The following is a 19,529-nucleotide window of genomic DNA, read 5'->3' as shown; positions in this document are numbered from 1 at the left end:
CAATGCAAACGCAACCCGAGGAGCGTCGCCGCAACGTAGGGAGAAAACATGCCGACGTACATTACGCTGTACAACTACACGCAGGAAGGAATCGAACATATCGACGAGAGTCCCGACCGCCTCGATGGATTCATCGACCTCGTCGAGTCGATGGGTGGCGAACTAATCGAGTACTATCTGACGATGGGTGAGTACGATGTCATCACTATCACCGAATTTCCGGACGACGACGCCGCCGCGAAAGCGCTCCTTCGGAACGCACAGGCCGGAGCAGGAACCGCACAGACGCTGAAGGCGTGGCCCGAGGCTGACTACCGAGAACTCATCGCAAATCTTCCGTGAGTCATCTCGGTTAGCCCTCTTTTCTCGATTCCGTCTCACATTCAGCCATTCGTATGTCGGCAGAAGCCCTCCTCTCAGCGCGAGTTGCTACCTTGCAGTCGTCACTCGGGGTCTAGTTCGGTCGCGTCCGAACGCAGTCCCGACTGAACCCGTTGCAAGAACCGCGATAGCCGACGCTTGAACCCGCCGTAGGCGAACTCAAGAACTCGAACTATCGGGTGTAGTACAACCTCGATAATCACGTCCGCAATCAACTCACCGAGCATCGGGGTGTCAATTTTATTAACACGAGTGGCTGATAAACTCCCCTGACTGCTCAGGGCAACAGCCCTTCCAACGCCTCGAAATACTCGTCCAACTCGTATCCGAGTCGAGAGAGCCACACGTCCCGATACGCGGGATGGAGCAAGGGAACGACCGTATAGCCGAACCGCTCGCTCTCGACCGGCTCAAGAACCGTCTCCAGAAAGCCACCTAACGACTCTCCATCGAGCGAAAACACGCTCTCCGTCGCGTGTCGCCCAGTCGGAATCACGACATTCGGCTCAATCGCTTCCAACTCGGCGACGAGGTGGTCCAGACAGTTCGCTTTCTCCTCGGCACTCGGTGCCCGGTTCGACCCCTCGCCGTCCGAAGGAAAACACTTCACGGCGTTCGTGTAGAACACGCCGTCTTCGTAGCCCACGGCGGCCATCGTCTCGCGGATTCGTCGTCCGGAGTGCTGGGCCGTATACGACATGCCCGTCCAGTTGCCGCCCTGCCAGCGGTCGGCGTCGGGGTTGCCCGCGCCGGGTGCCTCGCCAACGACGGCGATGGTCGCGTCCCGGGGGCCGACACCCCACGAGATGCGGTTTCGGCACTCGACGAGTGCGGGACAGCGCGCGCAGTCTGCATCGAGGACGAGTGCGTCTGCCGGGTCCGGAAACTCGGGGTCGGTCATTGTCTCGGAGAACTCCCCTCGAACTACTCCGTCAGCGGCATCACGATGCCGAAGATAATCGGGGAGAACAGCAGCAGGAGGACGCCGATGACTTCGGCGTCGAAAAAGAGCGTGCGCTCCCATCCGGGGAGTTGCCCGCCGCTACTTACTGCCAGTGCCACCTTCGCGCCGACCGCGCCGAAGAGGAACAACGCGAGACCGAGGCCGACGCCGGTCTTCGTCAGACGTGGATAGTCGAGTTTTCCGTACCGTCCCATACAGTGTGAGACACGTAATCCACTAAAACCGTTGCGAGAGGGTGTGTGACCTGCTAGCGCTTCAACACCGGTGCGAGTGCCGGTGCGGCAGACACCGCGCTCACGTCGCGTTCGAGCGTGTCGGTCCCGATGACGCGCTCGATTCCCGCGCGGGCGAGTTTGGTTCGCGCGTTACGGGCGAGCAGCGGGTGGACGGTGGCACAGAAGACGCGCTTCGCACCGCCCTCGGCGAGGACACCCACAGCCTCGCTCATCGTCGAACCCGTGGCGATGATGTCGTCGGTAATCACCACGTCGCGGCCTTCGAAGTCGGCGTTGCTCGGCGTGATTTCGACTTCGGTCCCGCTGAGGCGCACCTTCTCGAAGTAGTCGGTCTCGCCCTCGCCGTAGGCGTCGCGGACGGTCTGGGCGATGTCGATTGCGCCCGAGTCGGGCGACAAGAAGAGCGGGTCGTGCAGGTCGGAGAGGGGGTCGGCGAGTCGTCCGGCGGCATCGACGATATCGACGGGCACCTCGAAGAAGTCGGCAATCGCGTCTTCGTGGGGGTTGACGAGGACGACGCGGTCGGTGGTCGTACTCACCGCGCGGGCGACGGCGCGGGCCGAGACGGGTTGGCCCACGTCGAACGCCTTGTCCTGACGGGCGTAGCCCATGTAGGGAATGACCGTCGTCACGTCCTCGGCACCGGCCTCGCGGACGGCGTCTTGGAGTTGGAGCAGTTCGATGTAGTCGTCGTTGCTGGCGGTGCTGGCGACTATCGTCGCGTGGTCAGCGTCGAAACCGGGGACGGCGGCGAGCGTCTCGCCGTCCGGGAACCGGTCGTACTCGACGGCCGAGAGCGACTCGCCGAGTTCGGAAGCGAGCGCGGCCGCGAGCGCCTGGGAAGATGCGCCGGGTACGAGCATACCTCTCCGTCTCTCGTCGGTGGTAAAACCGCTTTTCGTTGGCGTCTCCGGCGACGTGTGTCAGCGTATCGCGGCGTCAGCCACCGTCGCGCCTCATCTGACCGCGATACCCGTCGCGTCGAGACCGAGCACCTGCGTCCGCCACTCGCTGCCGGTCGTCTGCAAACAGAGCGTTCCAACGTCGGTCACCGCGTACGTCGTCCGCGCGTCGTGTGCGAGTCCGACGACCGACTCTTCGACCGGAGTCCGATTCGACAGCCACGTCTCGCCGTCGAGCGTCACGATGCCGCCGGGCGTGACCGCGTCGGCGCGGCCGTCCGGCATCGACTCGACCACGCTCGTCTCGGAGTCGAGCGTCTCCATCCAGCCGTTTCCGAGCGCGTAGAGCGCGCTGCCGGTCGCCGCGAGCGGCGTCCCCTCGTCGCTCCCGAGTCGCCCCGCCGGGTCCGACACGTCGCGCACGTCGTCCAATCCGACCGCTGAGAGTTCGTCGCCGACGATTCGATACACGCCGTCGGCGGCCGCGACGAGCGACCCGTCGAGCGCGCGAACGTCCTCGACCGCTCCGATGTCGGTCCACCCGTCTTCGGCGAAGCGTGCGATGCGACCCGACTCGTCGGCGGCGACGACGCGATTTCGGTGGAAGCCGACGGCGACGGCGGGACCGAAGTCGAGTTCGTGGTAGTCGTCGCGGACGAGCAGCACGTCCTCGTCGGTCGCAACCGCGATTTCCCCGGGCGAGCCAGCGATATCCCGCGGGTCGCACCGATGGTCGATGCGGAATCCACCCACCAGGTCGTCGGAGACATCGACGGTCACCACACCCATGTTCGCAGCGACGTACACCGTTGTCTTCCCGGACTTCTCGGCGTAGACGCGCTTTTCGTCGATAGAAAGGTCGAAGTCTGCCATCCGTTACTCCGGTTTCGTCGCGCGATTCGGAAAGCGTTGTGGTCGAATCAATTCACAAAAACTCGCGGACGTCCGAATACCACATGTCGTGGTAATCGACTTCGCCGAGGGCGTCGGCGATGTCCACCGCGAGCACGTGCCAACAGCGCTCGCCCTCGTCGGGGTCGAGGTTGTAGTGCGAGTCCTTGCACGTACACCCGCGGTCTTCGACCACGTACTCGTCGTCGTAGCCGACGACGACGTCGAAGTCGCGGTAGCGCTTGACTCGCTTCTCGGAGACGGCCTCGATGGCCTGAATGCCTCTCTTCCCGTGGGCATCCACGATTTGTTGGACGATATCCGGCGCTAATTTTCCCGCCTCGGCAAGCGCCGCTCGCCACTCTTCGGCCGTGTCCACACGCTCGCTTCGAGAGTCGCGGTCAAAACCCATTCGGTGGCGTAGTTCGCCCACTGGCGGTGGGCGCATCGAGCGGCGCGATGCATCGCAACCGGTTTCCGCCCGCGCGGGCGAACTCGGGGTATGTTCGTGAGCGAGGGAGGCGTCGAAATCGAGGTTCCGAGCGCCCGTGACGGGGCGTCAGAGGGAACTGGCGACGGTGTCTTCTACAACCCCACACAGGAGTTGAACCGCGACGTGACGGTGGCCGTCCTCCGGGCCTACGCGGAGCGAGAACCCCGCGCCGAGACGTACCTCGACGCGATGGCGGCCTCTGGCATCCGCGGCGTTCGCGCCGCTAACGAGGGCTACGACGTGACCTGCGCCGACCTCGACCCCGACGCGGTCGAACTCGCCCAGCGCAACCTCGACCACAACGGCAACGGCGGCGAGGCGGTCCACCGCAACGCGAACGCGCTCCTCTACGAATCTGACTCCGTGTTCGACGTGGTTGACCTCGACCCCTTCGGCACGCCCATGCCCTTCGCCGACCCGGCAATGGCGAACACCCGGGACCTCGTCTGTGTCACCGCCACCGACACCGCGCCCCTCTGCGGCGCACACCAGAAGAGCGGGATTCGAAAGTACGGCTGTCTCCCGCAGAACACCGACTACCACTCCGAGATGGGCCTTCGCGTCCTCGTCGGCGCGCTCGTCCGCACGGCCGCTCGCCACGACAAGGCTGCGATTCCGATTCTCTCACACGCGACCCGCCACTACGCTCGGACCTACCTCGAACTCGACGAACGCGCGACGAAGGCCGACGAACTCCTCGATTCGACCGGTTTCGTCTACAACTGCGAGGACTGCCTCCACCGCGAACACGAAGCCTCGCTCGTCGCCCACCCGCCCGAGGAGTGTTCGAACTGCGGTTCGACGCGCATCCTCGAAGCCGGGCCAATCTGGCTCGGTCCCATCTGTGACCGTGACTTCGTCGCCTCGGTCAGAGAGCACGTCACCGACGACTTCGGCAGCGCCAAACGCGCACGCAAGATGCTCGATACCCTCGAAGTCGAACTCGACACGCCCACGCACTTCGACCAGCACCGCCTCACCAAGCTCTGGGGACGCTCCGCGCCGAAGATGGACGACTTCCTCGACGCTATCCGCGAGGCCGGATTCGAAGCCACGGACGCGCACTACCACGGAACCGCGTTCAAGACGGACGCGACTATCGCGGAGATTCGAGAAGCGACGGCCGCCTTGGATCCCGAATCCTGAGGTGAATCTGACTGTCCCGTTCGGGGTAGTTTCTTTGCCACGCGTGTCGTTCGAGTGATACGTGAGCGTGCGAATCCGCGAAGCCGTCTCCCTCGCCAAGACCGTCGTCGAAACGATACAAGAGAGAGAAATCACCTTTCTCGCGGCGAGCATCTCGTACTACGCGCTCGTCTCGTTGATTCCGCTGCTCGTCCTCGCGGTGGTGATAACCACGGCGATTGGCGGTGCCGAACTGCAGGCCCAGCTCGAAGCGTTGGTCAATCAGTACCTCGTGCCCGCCGGTCAGGGCATCGTCCAGCGAGCACTCGAAGACCAGACCGGTCAGGGGAGCGTCGGCGTCGTGAGTCTCGGACTCACCGTGTGGGGCGCGCTCAAACTCTTCCGCGGTCTCGACATCGCCTTCTCGCGCATCTACGGCTCCGAGTCCGGCGGCATCGTCGATCAACTCAAAGACGGCACCATCGCGCTCGTCAGCATCGGTCTCGGCACGGTCGGTGTCGCCGTTCTCACGGCGCTCATCGCCATCCTCGACCTCCCGTTCGTGCAACTGCTGTCGCCGCTGATGCTGTTTCTCACGCTCTGTGCGGCGTTCTTCCCGCTCTACTACGTCTTCCCGGACGTGAAACTCCGGCCGCGACAGGTCGTCCCGGGAACGCTCGTCGCCGCCGTCGGATGGACGCTCCTCGGCGTCGGGTTCGGGATTTACACGCAGTACACCGCGGGGTCGATTGCGGGCGCGCTCGGGTCGCTCCTACTCCTCGTCACGTGGTTCTACTTCTCCGGTATCATTCTCCTCGCCGGCGCGGTCGTCAACGCGGTGTTGCTCACCGGCGGCAACTTACCCATCGACGAACCGGGCGGCGGCCCGGGAAACGGACCCGGCGGTGACCGCGAAAAGGACCGGCAAGTACAACATACGGGAGTCCGACATGTTGGTCGTACGAATATGAGCGACGACCGAGGTGACAACGATGGACCGCACGGAGGCGAGGACGCTGGTGACGACCAGCCCCGGTCGTCTGTCTCCCCACGCGGTGCGCCCGACATCGAAGAACTCGAATCGCGCGTCGAAGAACTCCGCGCGGACCTCGACGCTTTCGAGAGCGACGTGACCGACCGAACGGTCGAAAAGCCCAAACTCGAAGCGGAGATGAAACGCTACGTCCGTCGCCGGATGCGACGCGGCAAAGCCCGCGGGTGGGGACCGTATCTCGTCCTCCTCTACGGCACCGTGCTGACCCTCGGGGCGTTCTACTACCTCCAGTCGGACCTCATCGCGGTCCTCGCCATGCTCATCATCTTCCTCTCGACGCTCGGACTGTACGTCCTCTTCGTCATCTTCGGCATCGGCTTAAACGCCCTCGGGGTGCCGAGTCGTGCCGTTGATGCCGTTCGAGAACGTCGTAGCTAATGATGCTGCTCTTGCAGACACGCGGTCTGGGCGAAACCGCACTCGCCAACGCGCCGGACCTGTTCGTGTTTCTGTTCGGTCTCGTCACCCAACTCGGCGACCAGTGGTTCTACTTTGTCCTCTTCACGTCGCTGTACTGGCTCGCACGCCCGCGACTCACGACGTATCCGCGACAGGTCGCCGCGGCGTTCGTCGGTCTCGCGTTCGCGTCGCTCGCGCTCGTCACCGCGCTCAAAGTCGGCCTCGCACTCCCGCGTCCGCCGACCGCGGCCGTCGCCGACGCGCCATCGTGGCCCGCGCCACTCGCCGACCTGTTCGTCTCTTTCACGACCGACGACGGATTCGGCTTCCCGAGCGGCCACGCCCTCGGCACCACCGTCGTCTACGGCGCGGCCGCGGTCATGCTCGACGTCTGGGACCGTCGCCGTCGCATCGTCGCCGCGGCGGTCATCATCGGCGTCGTCTCGCTCTCGCGGGTCGTCATCGGCGTCCACTACGGCATCGACGTGGTCGTCGGCGTGCTCCTCGGTCTCGGCCTCCTGAAGGCGCTCTTTTCCGTCGCGGTGGACGACGAGACGGGACTACTCGACCCCGCTCGCGTCTTCGGCGTCTCGGCCGCGCTCGCGCTCGTCGCGCTCGTTGCCGTGCTCGTCTTCGGCGGTCCTGGCCACACTGAACACGCCGCGGCCGCCTTCGGTGGCTCGCTCGGCGGCTTCTTCGGCTGGACGCGCCTGTCCGACCACGAGTCGCTCCCGACGCTTTCGATGCCAGTCGCGTTCGTCGCGCTCGCAGTCGCGGGCGGTCTGTGGGGCGGTCTCGACGCCCTCGACGCGCCGCTCCCGCTCATGGTCGTCGGGACGGCGGTGGTCGTCGCGTTCATCCTCGTCGCCCCGCGATTGCAGGACTCGCTTGCGTCGTCGAACGTCGTACCGAGCGCCGACTGACGCTGCTTCTGTTTTCGATATCACACTTCCCGCTGGAGCCGAGGCTCTCGGTCTGAGCGTGCCCCGGTCACAGCGTGCCCCCCAGTGTGGAGGCCGACGGCTCGTGATTCGAGTTCGAAAGAAAGTGAGAGTCGGAATTCGAGGCGCGTTCAGTACTTTTCGAGGTACCGGTCGAGTTCCCACTGGGAGACTGCGACGCGGTAGTCGTCGTACTCCGAACGCTTGGCTTCGACGAACTTCTCGTAGACGTGCTCACCGAGGGCGTCCTGGATGACTTCGTCTTCTTCGAGGGCGTCGATTGCCTCGCCGAGGTTACCCGGCAGCACGTCGATGCCGTACTCTTCGCGCTTGGCTTCGTCGAACTCGTAGATGTTCTCGCGGACCGGTTCGGGGCATTCGAGACCCTTCTCGATACCGTCGAGACCGGCGTGGATGAGCGCGGCGAACGCGAGGTACGGGTTACACGACGGGTCGGGGAAGCGCGCTTCGATACGGCTCGCGGCGGGCGTGCGCGCGGCCGGCTTGCGGATGAGCGCCGAGCGGTTGCGGTCGGACCACGCGACGTACACCGGCGCTTCGTAGCCGGGGACGAGACGCTTGTAGGAGTTGACCGTCGGGTCACACACCGCGGTGACTGCGGGCGCGTGTTCGAGGATACCGGCGACGAACTGCTTTGCCGTCTCGCTCAGGTCGAACTCGTCGTCGTCGTCGTGGAACGCGTTCTCGCCGTCTTTGAACAGCGAGATGTGCGTGTGCATACCCGAACCGTTGATCTTGGCGATCGGCTTGGGCATGAACGTCGCGTGCAGGTCGTGTTCGGCGGCGATTGCGCGAACGACAGAGCGGAAGGTTGCGACGTTGTCGGCCGTCGCCAGCGCGTCGTCGTACGTGAAGTTGATTTCGTGCTGGCCTTCGGCGACTTCGTGGTGCGACGCTTCGATGTCGAAGCCCATGCTCTCGAGACCGAAGATGATGTCACGACGAACGTCCGAAGCGAGGTCCTTCGGGGCCATGTCGAAGTAGCCACCGGCGTCGTTCGTCTTCGTGGTCGCGCGGCCGTCTTCGTCTTCCTGGAAGAGGAAGAACTCCGGTTCCGGCGCGGCGTTGACGTCGTAGCCGAGGTCTGCTGCGCGTTCGAGTGCGTCCTTGAGGACGCCACGCGGGTCGCCGCTGAACGGCTCGCCCGTCGAGGTGTTGAACACGTCACAGATGAGACGCCCTGCGGCGCTCTCTTCGGTCTTCCGCCATGGGAGGATTTCGAAGGTGGACGCGTCGGGTTCGAGGCGCATGTCGGATTCCTGAATGCGAACGAATCCGTCGATGGAGGAGCCGTCGAAATAGATGCCTTCGGTGAACGCCTTTTCGGCCTGCGAGGCCGGAATGGAGACGTTCTTTACGGTGCCAAGAATGTCGGTAAACTGCAATCGGAGGAAGTCAACATTCTCTGCTTCAATTTTGTCAACGACTGCCTGTGCTTCCGCGCTCAGGCCGCCGTCGGTGATGGCGTGTTCGTCCGTCATGTTCCTGGACACACGATTCGAACACCCGCACTATAAAGACCTTACCGCTTAATGCAATTCCCCGCACTCAGCCACAGAATTGGATATTCGTAAAATTCTAATGCCCCCAAACGGTTCTTGGATGTAATGACGTACGAAAACCTCGATGCCAAACTCATCAATGCACTGCTGGGCGACGGTCGCGCGAGCCTCCGAAGCCTCGCCGAAGAACTCGACGTCTCGGTGACGACCGTCTCGAATCACCTCCGCGACCTCGAAGACCAGGGCGTCATCGAAGGTTACACTCCCCGCGTCAACTACGACGCGCTCGGCTACGACGTGACCGCGGTCATCCAACTCAAAGTCGAAGGGTCCGCGCTCCCCGAAATCACCGACCGTCTGCGCGCAGAAAAGCAGATGATTTCGGTCTACGAAGTCACCGGTGACTACGACATCATCGCCATCGGCAAGTTCCGCGACACCGACGGCATGAACTCGCAGATCAAGAAGCTCCTCACCGACGCGGACATCCGCGAGTCGAACACCTCGGTCGTGCTCAACTCCGTCAGCGAAAACGAGCAGTTCGAACTCGACATCGAACGGTAACAGACTCGTTTTCTCTCTTCGCGGAGGGCCGAACGCAGCTGTCTTCGCCAGCTGTTGCCCTCCATTTCCACTGGAAAACCGTTAGACTGCGGAGCGGTTTGCACGCCGATTCCAGTGGAAATCAGCGGGTTCGACTTCGGAAAGGAGAGCAGTGAGAACCGATTAGAAGCCGTCTTCGAACACGAACACACCGGTCCCACTTTTTCCGCGTGCTCACTTCGTTCGCACGCGCAAAACCTGTCCTCGTGAGCAATAGCGAGCGAAGGCTCGTGAGACGTATCGCGTCTCACGGTGGAGGAAAAAGACCGCAGAGATAGCTCAGAAGTCGTCTTCGAACACGAACACACCGTCGCGCTGGACGACTTCGCCATCGACTTCGATGACGGAGTCCTCGGACATGTCCACGATCATATCCACGTGTTCGGCGCTCTCGTTGACCTCGTTCTCGTCGCCGACGGTCTCGGGGTAGGCCGCGCCGACGGCCATGTGGACGGTATCGCCCATCTTCTCGTCGAACAGCATGTTGTAGGTGAAGCGGTCGATACTGCGGTTCATGCCGATGCCGAGTTCGCCGAGGAAGCGCGCGCCGTCGTCGGTGTTGAACACGCCGTCGAGGACTTCCTCGTTGCGCTCGGCGGAGTACTCGACGACTTCCCCGTCTTCGAACGTCACGCGGACGCCCGAGACTTCGCGGCCCTGTCGATAGAGCGGCAGGTCGAAGTACACCTCTCCCTCGACCGAATCCTTGACGGGCGCGGTGAACACCTCGCCGCCGGGCAGGTTGTGCATGCCCTTGTCGTTGATGGCGCTGTTGCCCGCGATGCTCATCGTCACGTCCGTCTCGTCGCCCGATTTGATGCGCACTTCGTCCGCATCGTTCAGAATCTCGACCATCTCCGCCTGTAGTGCCTCTTGCTTCTCCCAGTCGAGGCTGACCGCGTCGTAGACGAAGTTCTCGTAGGCCTCGGTGCTCATACTGGCGAGTTGCGCGCTCCCGGACGCGGGATACTGCGTGAGACACCAGCGCTTCGAGAGGGCTTCCGCCTGCACGGGTTTGTAGGCGCGCTTCCACGCGGCGTTCGTCTCCGGCGAGACGTCGCTCTGTTCGGTGGCGTTCGTCTCGGCGCGGACCCGAATGAGCACGTCCGCCGCCTCGAACAGTGCGAGCAAGTGCTCGGGCGTCTCGAACTCGTCTCGCTCGGCGTTGCGGAGGAACGCTCGCATGAACCGCGGGTCGTTGTTGGTGTTGACGACGTACGCCCCGCGCTCGCCGATGAGTTCGTTCAGCGCGGTCACGAGGTCACCCGCGACTGGCGGTGCGGCGACGACGACCTGGTCGCCCGCTTCGATTCCTGTTGAGTGCTCGACGATGGTTTGTGCGTGCTCGCGGATACGCGGGTCCATAACGCGCATGTGGGAAGTGTGGTGGCAAACACCTTTCGGAGTGCAAGCTTTGCCGACCACGCCCGCGTCGGCCGGTGGACCACCGGCTATTTCTCGCTCGCCGCGGTCTGTCCGACCAATGATAGACCTTCGAAGCGACACGGTGACGCTCCCCTCCGACGAGATGCGACAGGCCGCCCACGACGCCGAAGTCGGCGACGACGTGTACGGCGGCGACCCGACCGTGAACGAACTCGAAGCGCGCGCCGCCGAGTTGTTCGGCAAAGAGGCGGGCCTGTTCGTCCCCTCTGGTACGATGGGCAACCAAATCGCCGCGCGCGTCCACACCGAACCGGGTCAAGAGGCGCTCGTGGACGCGAAGGCACACGTCTACAAGTGGGAAGTCGGCGGCTTTGCCCAACTCTCCAGTCTCCAAGTTCGCGCCTACGACGCCGGCGAGCGCGGCGCACCGACGCCCGAACAGGTCCGCGAGCACCTGAAAGAAGAGTCGCTCCACATCGCCGGCACCGGCTTGCTCTGTCTCGAAAACACGCACAACGCCCGCGGCGGCATCGCCATCCCGAAAGCCGATATCGACGCCGCGGCGCAGGCGGCCCACGACCACGGGGTTCCGGTCCACCTCGACGGCGCGCGCGTCCTCAACGCCTGTGTCGCCCTCGACGAAGACCCAGCGGATATGGCCGAACACGTCGATAGCGTGATGTTCTGTCTCTCGAAGGGTCTCGGCGCGCCGGTCGGGTCGATGCTCGTCGGCACCGAGGAGTTCATCGCACAGGCGACTCGCGTCCGCAAGCAGTTCGGCGGCGGCATGCGACAGGCCGGCATCATCGCCGCACCCGGTCTGGTCGCCCTCGACAACGTGGAGCGACTCGCCGACGACCACGAAAACGCGAAAATTCTGGCCGAAGGATTGGATGCTGTCGAAGGTCTCTCTGTCCCGACGCCCGATACGAACATCGTCGTCGTCGATTCCGAGGAAAAAGAGATGACCTCGGACGAATTCGTCGCGCTCTGTGAGTCCGTGGACGTACTCGGCGGCGGGTTCGGCGAGTACCACACCCGTCTCACGACGAATCTCAACGTCTCGCAGGCGGATGTCGAAGAAGCAGTCGAGCGAATAGGGGACGCGGTCGAATCGCGGTAGAGCGGATTACAACTCGGGTTCGATGTAGACGAACTTGACCCGGTCGTCCGCTTCGCGCAGCGTGTCCTCGATGTCCGTAATCAGGTCGTCCAACTCTTCGGTGTCGAGGTCGGGGCCGAAACTCACGTCGAGCGTCACGAGCAGTTTCTCGGGACCGACGTACATCGCGCTGAAGTGGTCGATGTGGACGACGTCGGGCCGTTCCAAGACGAGCGCTTTGAGGTCTTGTTCCTCGTCGAGTGGGACGCTTTCGCCGAGTAAGAGGCGTTTGTTCTCCCACGCGAGCGCGACTGCAAAGCCCATGAGCATCACCCCGATGAGCAGCGCCGTGAGCGCGTCGAACATCGGGTTCCCCGTCACCTCGGTCAGGCCGATACCGATGAGCGCGAGCATCGCGCCGCCGAGTGCAATCGTATCTTCGGTGTAGGCCGTGAGCGTCGTCACGTCGCTCGTCTTGCGGAACGCCTCTCTCAGACCGCTCCACTCGTACTCCTTGATTTGGCGCTGGAGTTCGGCGTTCGCTTTGAGGTAGGCGTAGGTTTCGAAGGCAATCGCCCCGAGGAGGATGGCGACGTTGATGTAGACGGGTTGAACGCTCGTCCCCAGGAGTACGACGGCTTCGCCACCACCGCCGTGTGCAGGGTGCATGAGCGCCTCGTACCCGTGTTTCAGCGACTCCCAGCCAGCGATGCCGAAGAGGAGAACCGAGACGAGAAACGAGTAGAAGAACTGTGCTTTGCCGAACCCGAACGGATGCGCTTGAGTCGCCTCTCGCCCGCTGTATCGAATCCCGACGAGGAGGAACACTTGGTTCCCCGTGTCGGAGATGGAATGATAGGTCTCTGACAACATCGACGGACTACCGGTCGCAAGAAAGCCGAGAAACTTGAGGACAGAAATGGCCCCGTTTGCGAAGAGGGCGGCGATAACGACGGAGGTACTGCCTGCCATGAGTGGGTGTCAGGCGCGTGTCGGATAGCTGTTCCGACGCGGGCGCGGTCGATACGTTTCAGTCCCCTCGCCTACTAGCACACGTATGCTCGTCCTCGTCTCCGACACCCACAGCACGGACTCGCATCGACTCACCGGCCGAACGCTCGAAGCCGTCCGCGAGGCCGACCTCGTCGTCCACGCGGGCGATTTCATGCGCGAACCCGTCCTCGACGCCTTCATCGACGAGTCGTCGCAGTTCCTCGCCGTCTACGGCAACAACGACGACGCCGGGATTCGAGACCGCATCCCCGAGGCGCGAAACTTCACCTACGGGGGCATCGAGTTCGCCATGACACACACGCGCCGTGGTGGGCCACAGGCGCTCACCCTCTTCGGCCGCGAGCGCGGCGCGGACGCCGTCGTCTTCGGCCACAGCCACCGGCCGACGTTCGACGCGACGGGCGCGATTCCGCTCATCAATCCGGGGAGCCACGCCCAACCGCGCGGCCATCGGAAGGCACACGCAGAACTCGAACCGCTTCCGGACGGCGGGCTTCGCGGTCGGCTCGTGACGGTCGATGGGTCCGTGTTCGAACGGTTCACGCTCGACCCGCACGGACGTAACTGAAACCGGCGAAGAGGGCCGAAAAATCAGCGGGGCAGGTGTGGAAACCTGTGGGGGGCAGTTCGAGGCTTCGACGCTGAGACGACGGGGGCAGGGGCAACAGAGGGGTGGACCGAACCGCCATCCGGCGGTGCGTGAAGCCTCGTATCTACTCAGTAGAGAGCCACGCCCAAATACACACCGTAAGCTCAAATGGGCGTTTTAGTTACGCACGAGACCGAGTCCAATCCAGAGACAGAGGACCGTCACGCCCCCGAGGAAGAACAGGAGACCGGGCGAGAGACCGGCGATAGTCTCGCCGATTCCCGGCGCGCCATTCGTGAGCGCCATCGCGGTGTCGGTGGCCTGCTGGGTCGCGGTCGCGGTCGCCTCTGGCGTCTGGGTTGCGGTCGCCGCTTGCTCTGTGACGGTTCGCGTGGCTTCGACTGCCTCTTCGGTGACTGCCTGTGTCGGTTCGCTGGTCGTCGCCTCCGCGATGCCGACGCCACCATCGCCGCCCGATTCGGTCACGGTTTCGGCCGCGGTCGTCGGCGACGGTGTCGCGGTTGGCGACGGTGTCGCGGTCGGCGTCTGTGTCGCGGTCGTCGCCGCGTCCGTGGCCGTCCCGCTCCCGTTGGTAGACACCTGATACGACTCGTTCCCGCCCGCACCGGCGTCTGCGGCCCCACCGTCGGCACCGCTGGACGCGACGAACGGGAAGATACTCCCTGACTCAGCGAGCCGATTGATGACTGCTGCGCCGACACCGAGGACGCCGACGCCGCCGATGAGTTGCGACAGTGCGCTCTTCAGCCCGTTCGTCTCGTCGGAGCGCCCGGCGACGACGACGAGCGCGCGGTCCGCGGGGCCGAAGACGTTCATCTCGCGGCCTTTCTCGGAGTAGCGCATATCGACGACTTCGATGAGTCCGGCTTCTTCGAGGTTGCCGAGGTGGTACTGGACGTTCTGGAGCGACGTGTCCACCTCGTTCGAGAGGTCGGTCGCCGTCGCGGGCGATTCGTGGAGGTTCGAGAGGACGCTTCGGGCGGTCGAAGAGGAGATGGCGGCGAGCAACTCGTCGGCCTCGTCGCTGTCGAGACCGATGACGCGAGGGTCGCCACCGTCTGGCGAATCCGACTCGTCGTCTGGGCCGGAAGCGGAGGGCAAGAGGTCGGCCATTGTGCTGTCGTACTCAGAAGTTCCTCATGAGTGTTCGTGTTCTATCACGTCCACACGCCGAAATGGATATACGGTGGCGCCTCGGACTCCCGCCACATGACACGCCCCTTGTTCGTAGACGGCGTCATCGACTTTCTCGCGGGTGACCCTGTGTTCACGGGGTTGCTCGTGGTGATGTTGCTGTTCGTCTTCTTCGGCTATCTTCTCGTCCGTCGGACGCTCTTGGGCTTACGAGAGGGATTCGACGAGGGTCGAAGCCGTTGAGATGAATAGCGAACATCGGAGTCCTCCGCACGGAGACGCGCTGTGGTAGCCACCGGAACTCTCATCGCGTTCGTCGTCGCCGCACTCGCCAGTCTCTTCATGGCGTGGGCAATCGGCGCGGGGTCGTCCGGTTCGACGCCCTTCGCACCCGCAGTCGGTGCCAACGCCATCTCGGTGATGCGCGCCGGGTTCATCGTCGGCGTCCTCGGCTTTCTCGGTGCGGTCTTACAGGGCGCGAACGTCACGAACGCCGTCGGCCGCGAACTCATCGGCGGCGTCGTCCTCACCGCTCCGGCGGCCGTCGTCGGTCTCTTGACCGCGGCGATTCTCGTCGCACTCGGCGTCTTCGCGGGCTATCCAATCGCCACCGCCTTTACGGTCACCGGGGCGGTCATCGGCGTGGGTCTCGCACTCGGCGGCTACCCGGTGTGGCCGAAGTACCAACAAATCGTCTCGCTGTGGGTGCTGACGCCCTTCGTCGGCGGCGGCATCGCGTACGTGACGGCGCGCGCGCTCAGAAGCGAGCGAATCCCCGAATCCCGTCTCGTTCCCATCCTCGCTGGTATCGTCGGCATCCTCGTGGCCAACATGGAGTTCGCATCGCTCGGCCCGGCCGGCGAGTCGTCGTCGATTGCAGGGGTTGCGGCGGTCTCGCTGGTGGGCGATGGTTCGGCCTCCCTCCTGTGGCTCGCGGCCGTCTCACTGCTCGTCGGTCTCGCCGCCACCGCGCTCGTCGCCCGCTGGATGCAGACCGACGAGGCCCGCGCCCAACGCCGGTTTCTGCTCGTGTTGGGTGGGCTGGTCGCCTTCTCGGCCGGCGGGAGTCAGGTCGGACTCGCCATCGGTCCGCTCGTTCCCCTGCTCGACTCGGTGACCGTCCCGCTCCCCGCGGTGCTCGTGGGTGGCGGACTCGGCTTGCTCCTCGGGTCGTGGACCGGCGCGCCGCGCATGATTAAAGCGCTCGCACAGGACTACTCGGCGCTCGGCCCGCGACGGTCGATTTCGGCGATGATTCCGGCGTTCGCCATCGCACAGACCGCCGTCGCCCTCGGCGTCCCCGTCTCGTTCAACGAAATCATCGTCAGCGCGATTATCGGTTCGGGCTACGCCGCCGGCAGTGCCGGCGTCTCGAAACGGAAGATGGTGTACACCGTCCTCGCGTGGATTGGCTCGCTCGTCCTCGCACTCGTCGCGGGATACGGCGTCTTTACACTCGTCTCGGGCGTACTTCCAGCGTGAACGGTCGCACCCTCCAAGCAGACGTCGTGACGCTTTTTGCGGCGCTGTGGGCTATCTTCGGCGTCTACCACATCGGGATGGCCATCGTCACCGGCATCTCCATTCGCGGATTCACCTTCGGCACGGTCGGACTGGGCGCGTTCTTTCTGGCCATTCGGTTTCGAGCACGCGCCAGTCGCCTCCATCGAAACGTCGAGGCACGCCGCGAACTCGTCTTTCTGACGCTCGTCTCGCTGGCGCTGGTTCTGCTGTCGTTTACCCTCCTCGGGTGAGTGCGGCGCGAAAACAGTCGCCTGTGTCAGGCGTCGGGTTCGACTTCGGCCTCTTCTTCGTCCTCGTCGTCGCCGAGACGGGTCTTCGTCTCGATGCGCGCTTTCATGATGCGCGTGTTGTCCACCTCTTCGATGCCGATGATGACGTCGTCGTAGGTGATTTCTTCACCCTCTTCGACCAGTCGGCCGGCACGGTTGAAGATGAACCCCGCGAGCGTCTCGAACTCTTCGCCCTCCGGCAGGTCGATTTCGAGTACCTCGTTCACCTCGTCGATGTTGACCTCACCGCGGACGAGGTAGGTGTTCTCGCTAATCTCCTCGAACGGTTCTTCCTCGTCGCCTTCGAGGATGTCGCCGACGATCTCTTCGACCATGTCTTCGAGCGTGATGAGACCCTCGGTGGTCCCGAACTCGTCGATGACGATGACCATCTGCATCCGCGTGTCCTGCATCTCGGCCATCAGTTCGTCTACGTTCTTCGATTCGGGGACGTGGAGGGTCGGCGAGACGATGTCGGCGAGTTTGACGCCGCGTTCGCCGTAGTACTTCTCGCGGACGAGGTTCCGGATGTTGACGATGCCGATGACGTTGTCGAGGTTACCGTCGTAGACGGGGACGCGTTCGTGGTCCGCCTGCACACACGTCTCGATTGCTTCGTCGATAGTGGCGTCTTTCGGGACGGCCGTCATGTCGAGACGGGGCGTCATGACCTCCTTGGCGATGGTCTTGTTGAACCGGAAGATGCGGTCGAGCATCTCGCGTTCTTCTTCTTCGATGACGCCCTCGCGCTCGCCCGTCTCGATGAGGTTCTGAATCTCGTCGCGGGTGACGTACGTCGCTTCGATTGCGGTCTGGCCGCCCGTGATGCGGTTGATGAGTCTCGTCAGGTAGTCGAAGACGATGACCAGCGGCATCAAGAACAGCTCGGCGTACTTGAGCGGGCGCGCGATACGGAGCGCCCACGACTCGGTGTGCTCGACGGCGTACGATTTCGGGGCGCTCTCGCCGAACAGCAAGACGAGCGTCGTGATGCCGAGCGTCGAGATGAGCACGGACTGGCCGGGCGAGAAGTCGAGGACGGCCAAGAGACCCGTGGCGAGCGCCGACATCGCAATGTTGACGACGTTGTTCCCGACGAGAATCGTCACGAGCAGACGGTGCGGGTCCTCTTTCAGTGCTTTGACCCGCTTGGCTCCGGAGACGCCGTCTTCGACGAGGGAATCGACGCGGTGCTTTGCGAGTGAGAACATCGCAATCTCGGAAGACGAGAAGAACGCCGAGAGGGCGATGAGAATGAGAATCGCAATCGAACCGAGGATTGCAATCGTGAGGTCGTCCAGCGGCATATCCGAGGCCTGTATGGCCGCGAGTTTGGTGGCTGGGAGCATATGAAGCGGCGACAAACCCATGTAACTACGGACACTTGCGCGGCACCGAAATTAAGGGTTACTCCTTGCCACACCACGGGACTGCGATACTCTCGACGAGTTGAACGAGTTCTCGTGACTGTCTCGAAGCGATATTGCGGCGGCGATGCCCGCGAGCGAAGCGCTTAGGCGACAGGATTTCCAATCGTGTTCCATGTCCGACGACCAGCCTGCGATTACCCTGTATCGGTTGCAGGCGTGTCCGTACTGCGAGCGAGTCGTTCGCGTCCTCAAGGAGAAGGGTCTCGACTACCAGTCGCGGTTCGTCGAACCGATGCACGCCGACCGCAACGTCGTGAAACGCGTCTCCGGCAAGCGCAGTGTTCCGGCCATCGTAGACGAGAACACCGGCGTCACCATGTCCGAGTCGGCGAACATCGTCGAATATCTCGAACAGACCTACGAGGAGGCCGCATAATGGTCGATTTCGACATCGTCGAACTCCCCGACCACGACGCACCGGCCGTGGGCGAGACGGCACCCGACTTCACGCGACCGCTCGTCAACGAGGAGTACTGGGAAGACACCTCGCTCTCCGACCTCACCGACGAGGGTCCGGTCCTGCTCGTGTTCCACCCGATGGACGGCGCGTTCCCGACGACGTACGTCTGGAACAACCTGCGTGACCGCGGCGTCCCCGAGGAGATTCGGACGGTCGGTATCTCGATTTCGTCGCCCTACGAGCACAAGACGCTCCTGAAAGAGCGCGAAGTCGATGCACAGGTCTTCTCGGACCCCGGCGCTGGCGTCGCCACCGAGTACGGTCTCGAACACGACCTCGACGCGATGAACGGCATCACCGAGCACCGCCCCGCGGTGTTCCTGTTGGACGAGAACCGCGAAGTGCAGTACCAGTGGGTCGCCGAGACGTGGCCGGACTTCCCCGAGTACGACGAGGTCGCGGCCGCCGTCTCCGACCTGTAATCGGTCGTCATCTCGGCAATCGAGCTTCGTCACGCTTTTTCTGACCGCTCGCATCCGTCCGAACATGAGTGACGACATCGTGACGCGCGCCGCGCGGGCGATTCGGCGCGGTGAGGCCGTCGTCTACCCGACCGAGACCGTCTACGGGATGGGTGCCGACGCGACGAACCCAGAAGCAGTCGAACGCGTGTTCGAAATCAAGGGCCGGAGTCGAGACAAACCGCTCTCTGCGGGCTTTCCCGACGTAGACGCCGCGCTCGACTACGTGGTCGCGTCCGACCGCGAGGAAGCCTTCATGCGCCGGTTCCTCCCCGGTCCGGTGACCGTCGTCGTCGAACGCCGCGAGTCGCTGCCGGACGTGCTCGTCGGCGGCCGTGACCGCGTCGGCGTTCGCATCCCCGACCACGACCTCTCGTGCAGGCTCTTCCGCGAGGCCGGAACGCCCGTCACCGCGACGAGCGCCAACCGCTCCGGAACCGGGTCGATTACCCACCCCGACCAACTCTCCGAGGAAATCCGCGAGCAGGTCGCCGTCGTCGTCGATGGCGGCGAGACGCCCGGGACTGAGAGCACCGTCGTGGACCCCGGCGAGGGAATCGTCCACCGCCGCGGCGCGATGGCCGACGAGATTGCGGCGTGGCTGGACGAGCACTAGGCCTCGACTCG

At 63.8% G+C, this 19,529-nt stretch carries 23 protein-coding genes; 13 read left to right on the top strand and 10 right to left on the bottom strand.

The genetic code is table 11. The annotated features are described in order from the left end of the window. Window positions 1-48: 48 nt before the first annotated feature. The gene (locus ACFQJC_RS15185) at window positions 49-342 is read left to right on the top strand and encodes a GYD domain-containing protein (protein ID WP_390224925.1); all 294 of its coding nucleotides are present in this window, start codon (window positions 49-51) and stop codon (window positions 340-342) included. Between the two features lie 316 nt (window positions 343-658). On the opposite strand, the gene ACFQJC_RS15180 is transcribed toward ACFQJC_RS15185, so the two are convergent. From ACFQJC_RS15180 to ACFQJC_RS15160, 5 genes are all read right to left on the bottom strand, one after another. After that, the gene (locus ACFQJC_RS15180; protein WP_390224923.1) at window positions 659-1,282 is read right to left on the bottom strand and encodes a uracil-DNA glycosylase; all 624 of its coding nucleotides are present in this window, start codon (window positions 1,280-1,282) and stop codon (window positions 659-661) included. Window positions 1,283-1,305: 23 nt separating this feature from the next. Then, on the bottom strand, window positions 1,306-1,539 hold the full coding sequence (locus ACFQJC_RS15175) for a DUF7860 family protein (RefSeq protein WP_390224921.1): 234 nt from the start codon (window positions 1,537-1,539) through the stop codon (window positions 1,306-1,308). Between the two features lie 53 nt (window positions 1,540-1,592). After that, window positions 1,593-2,444 (bottom strand): ribose-phosphate diphosphokinase, encoded by an 852-nt coding sequence (locus tag ACFQJC_RS15170; protein WP_390224919.1) that lies wholly within the window; start codon window positions 2,442-2,444, stop codon window positions 1,593-1,595. Between the two features lie 93 nt (window positions 2,445-2,537). Beyond that, entirely contained in the window at window positions 2,538-3,356 is an 819-nt protein-coding gene (locus tag ACFQJC_RS15165; protein ID WP_390224917.1) for an HVO_0234 family beta-propeller protein, read from the bottom strand. A gap of 52 nt (window positions 3,357-3,408) precedes the next feature. Next, window positions 3,409-3,753 carry an SWIM zinc finger family protein gene (locus ACFQJC_RS15160; RefSeq protein ID WP_390224915.1) on the bottom strand — a complete coding sequence of 115 codons (345 nt, stop codon included), beginning with the start codon at window positions 3,751-3,753 and terminating at the stop codon, window positions 3,409-3,411. 123 nt (window positions 3,754-3,876) lie between these two features. Here ACFQJC_RS15160 and ACFQJC_RS15155 point away from each other — a divergent pair, with 123 nt between their 5' ends. The 3 genes from ACFQJC_RS15155 to ACFQJC_RS15145 all read left to right on the top strand — a co-directional run bounded on the left by ACFQJC_RS15155 (window position 3,877) and on the right by ACFQJC_RS15145 (window position 7,368). Then, window positions 3,877-5,013: a tRNA (guanine(26)-N(2))-dimethyltransferase gene (locus ACFQJC_RS15155; protein WP_390224913.1), complete on the top strand. Its 1,137-nt coding sequence runs from the start codon at window positions 3,877-3,879 to the stop codon at window positions 5,011-5,013. A 61-nt stretch (window positions 5,014-5,074) separates the two neighbouring features. Next, window positions 5,075-6,424 (top strand): YihY/virulence factor BrkB family protein, encoded by a 1,350-nt coding sequence (locus tag ACFQJC_RS15150; protein ID WP_390224911.1) that lies wholly within the window; start codon window positions 5,075-5,077, stop codon window positions 6,422-6,424. A gap of 2 nt (window positions 6,425-6,426) precedes the next feature. Continuing rightward, window positions 6,427-7,368 carry a phosphatase PAP2 family protein gene (locus tag ACFQJC_RS15145; protein ID WP_390225632.1) on the top strand — a complete coding sequence of 314 codons (942 nt, stop codon included), beginning with the start codon at window positions 6,427-6,429 and terminating at the stop codon, window positions 7,366-7,368. 149 nt (window positions 7,369-7,517) lie between these two features. On the opposite strand, the gene glnA is transcribed toward ACFQJC_RS15145, so the two are convergent. Further along, the gene (glnA, locus tag ACFQJC_RS15140; protein WP_390224909.1) at window positions 7,518-8,888 is read right to left on the bottom strand and encodes a type I glutamate--ammonia ligase; all 1,371 of its coding nucleotides are present in this window, start codon (window positions 8,886-8,888) and stop codon (window positions 7,518-7,520) included. Window positions 8,889-9,005: 117 nt separating this feature from the next. Between glnA and lrp the strand changes: the two genes are divergently transcribed. After that, on the top strand, window positions 9,006-9,473 hold the full coding sequence (gene lrp, locus ACFQJC_RS15135) for an HTH-type transcriptional regulator Lrp (RefSeq protein WP_465261520.1): 468 nt from the start codon (window positions 9,006-9,008) through the stop codon (window positions 9,471-9,473). Window positions 9,474-9,791: 318 nt separating this feature from the next. Here lrp and ACFQJC_RS15130 read toward each other — a convergent pair whose 3' ends face one another. Then, window positions 9,792-10,877 carry an aminopeptidase gene (locus tag ACFQJC_RS15130; RefSeq protein ID WP_390224905.1) on the bottom strand — a complete coding sequence of 362 codons (1,086 nt, stop codon included), beginning with the start codon at window positions 10,875-10,877 and terminating at the stop codon, window positions 9,792-9,794. Window positions 10,878-10,995: 118 nt separating this feature from the next. On the opposite strand from ACFQJC_RS15130, the gene ACFQJC_RS15125 reads away from it, so the two are divergent. Continuing rightward, complete coding sequence (locus ACFQJC_RS15125) at window positions 10,996-12,021, top strand: threonine aldolase family protein (RefSeq protein WP_390224903.1); 1,026 nt, start codon at window positions 10,996-10,998, stop codon at window positions 12,019-12,021. A 6-nt stretch (window positions 12,022-12,027) separates the two neighbouring features. Here the strand turns inward: ACFQJC_RS15125 and ACFQJC_RS15120 are convergent, their stop codons facing one another. After that, window positions 12,028-12,972 (bottom strand): cation diffusion facilitator family transporter, encoded by a 945-nt coding sequence (locus ACFQJC_RS15120; RefSeq protein WP_390224901.1) that lies wholly within the window; start codon window positions 12,970-12,972, stop codon window positions 12,028-12,030. Between the two features lie 85 nt (window positions 12,973-13,057). Here ACFQJC_RS15120 and ACFQJC_RS15115 point away from each other — a divergent pair, with 85 nt between their 5' ends. Continuing rightward, window positions 13,058-13,582 (top strand): metallophosphoesterase, encoded by a 525-nt coding sequence (locus tag ACFQJC_RS15115; protein ID WP_390224899.1) that lies wholly within the window; start codon window positions 13,058-13,060, stop codon window positions 13,580-13,582. Window positions 13,583-13,780: 198 nt separating this feature from the next. On the opposite strand, the gene ACFQJC_RS15110 is transcribed toward ACFQJC_RS15115, so the two are convergent. After that, entirely contained in the window at window positions 13,781-14,737 is a 957-nt protein-coding gene (locus ACFQJC_RS15110) for an ArsR/SmtB family transcription factor (protein WP_390224897.1), read from the bottom strand. A gap of 96 nt (window positions 14,738-14,833) precedes the next feature. Here ACFQJC_RS15110 and ACFQJC_RS15105 point away from each other — a divergent pair, with 96 nt between their 5' ends. The 3 genes from ACFQJC_RS15105 to ACFQJC_RS15095 are packed head-to-tail and all read left to right on the top strand — an operon-like array spanning window position 14,834 to window position 16,512. After that, window positions 14,834-15,001 (top strand): DUF7859 family protein, encoded by a 168-nt coding sequence (locus tag ACFQJC_RS15105; RefSeq protein WP_390224895.1) that lies wholly within the window; start codon window positions 14,834-14,836, stop codon window positions 14,999-15,001. Between the two features lie 42 nt (window positions 15,002-15,043). Continuing rightward, window positions 15,044-16,240: an inorganic phosphate transporter gene (locus ACFQJC_RS15100; protein WP_390224893.1), complete on the top strand. Its 1,197-nt coding sequence runs from the start codon at window positions 15,044-15,046 to the stop codon at window positions 16,238-16,240. Next, window positions 16,237-16,512 (top strand): hypothetical protein, encoded by a 276-nt coding sequence (locus tag ACFQJC_RS15095; RefSeq protein WP_390224888.1) that lies wholly within the window; start codon window positions 16,237-16,239, stop codon window positions 16,510-16,512. The genes ACFQJC_RS15100 and ACFQJC_RS15095 overlap by 4 nt, the downstream gene beginning before the upstream one ends. Before the next feature lie 26 nt (window positions 16,513-16,538). Here the strand turns inward: ACFQJC_RS15095 and ACFQJC_RS15090 are convergent, their stop codons facing one another. Next, on the bottom strand, window positions 16,539-17,921 hold the full coding sequence (locus tag ACFQJC_RS15090; protein ID WP_390224886.1) for a hemolysin family protein: 1,383 nt from the start codon (window positions 17,919-17,921) through the stop codon (window positions 16,539-16,541). 172 nt (window positions 17,922-18,093) lie between these two features. Here ACFQJC_RS15090 and ACFQJC_RS15085 point away from each other — a divergent pair, with 172 nt between their 5' ends. From ACFQJC_RS15085 to ACFQJC_RS15075, 3 genes are all read left to right on the top strand, one after another. Then, complete coding sequence (locus tag ACFQJC_RS15085) at window positions 18,094-18,357, top strand: glutaredoxin family protein (RefSeq protein WP_390224884.1); 264 nt, start codon at window positions 18,094-18,096, stop codon at window positions 18,355-18,357. Further along, on the top strand, window positions 18,357-18,863 hold the full coding sequence (locus ACFQJC_RS15080) for a redoxin domain-containing protein (protein ID WP_390224882.1): 507 nt from the start codon (window positions 18,357-18,359) through the stop codon (window positions 18,861-18,863). Before ACFQJC_RS15085 ends, ACFQJC_RS15080 begins: the two co-directional genes overlap by 1 nt. A gap of 64 nt (window positions 18,864-18,927) precedes the next feature. Beyond that, a complete protein-coding gene (locus tag ACFQJC_RS15075) occupies window positions 18,928-19,518 on the top strand; it encodes an L-threonylcarbamoyladenylate synthase (protein WP_390224880.1) in 591 nt (196 codons plus the stop codon). Window positions 19,519-19,529 lie beyond the last annotated feature (11 nt).

Origin of the sequence: Haloferax namakaokahaiae (assembly GCF_042663225.1) — an archaeon.
Lineage (GTDB): Archaea > Halobacteriota > Halobacteria > Halobacteriales > Haloferacaceae > Haloferax > Haloferax namakaokahaiae.
Note: the sequence above shows the minus strand (reverse complement) of the source record. Positions and strands in the feature narration are given on the sequence as shown.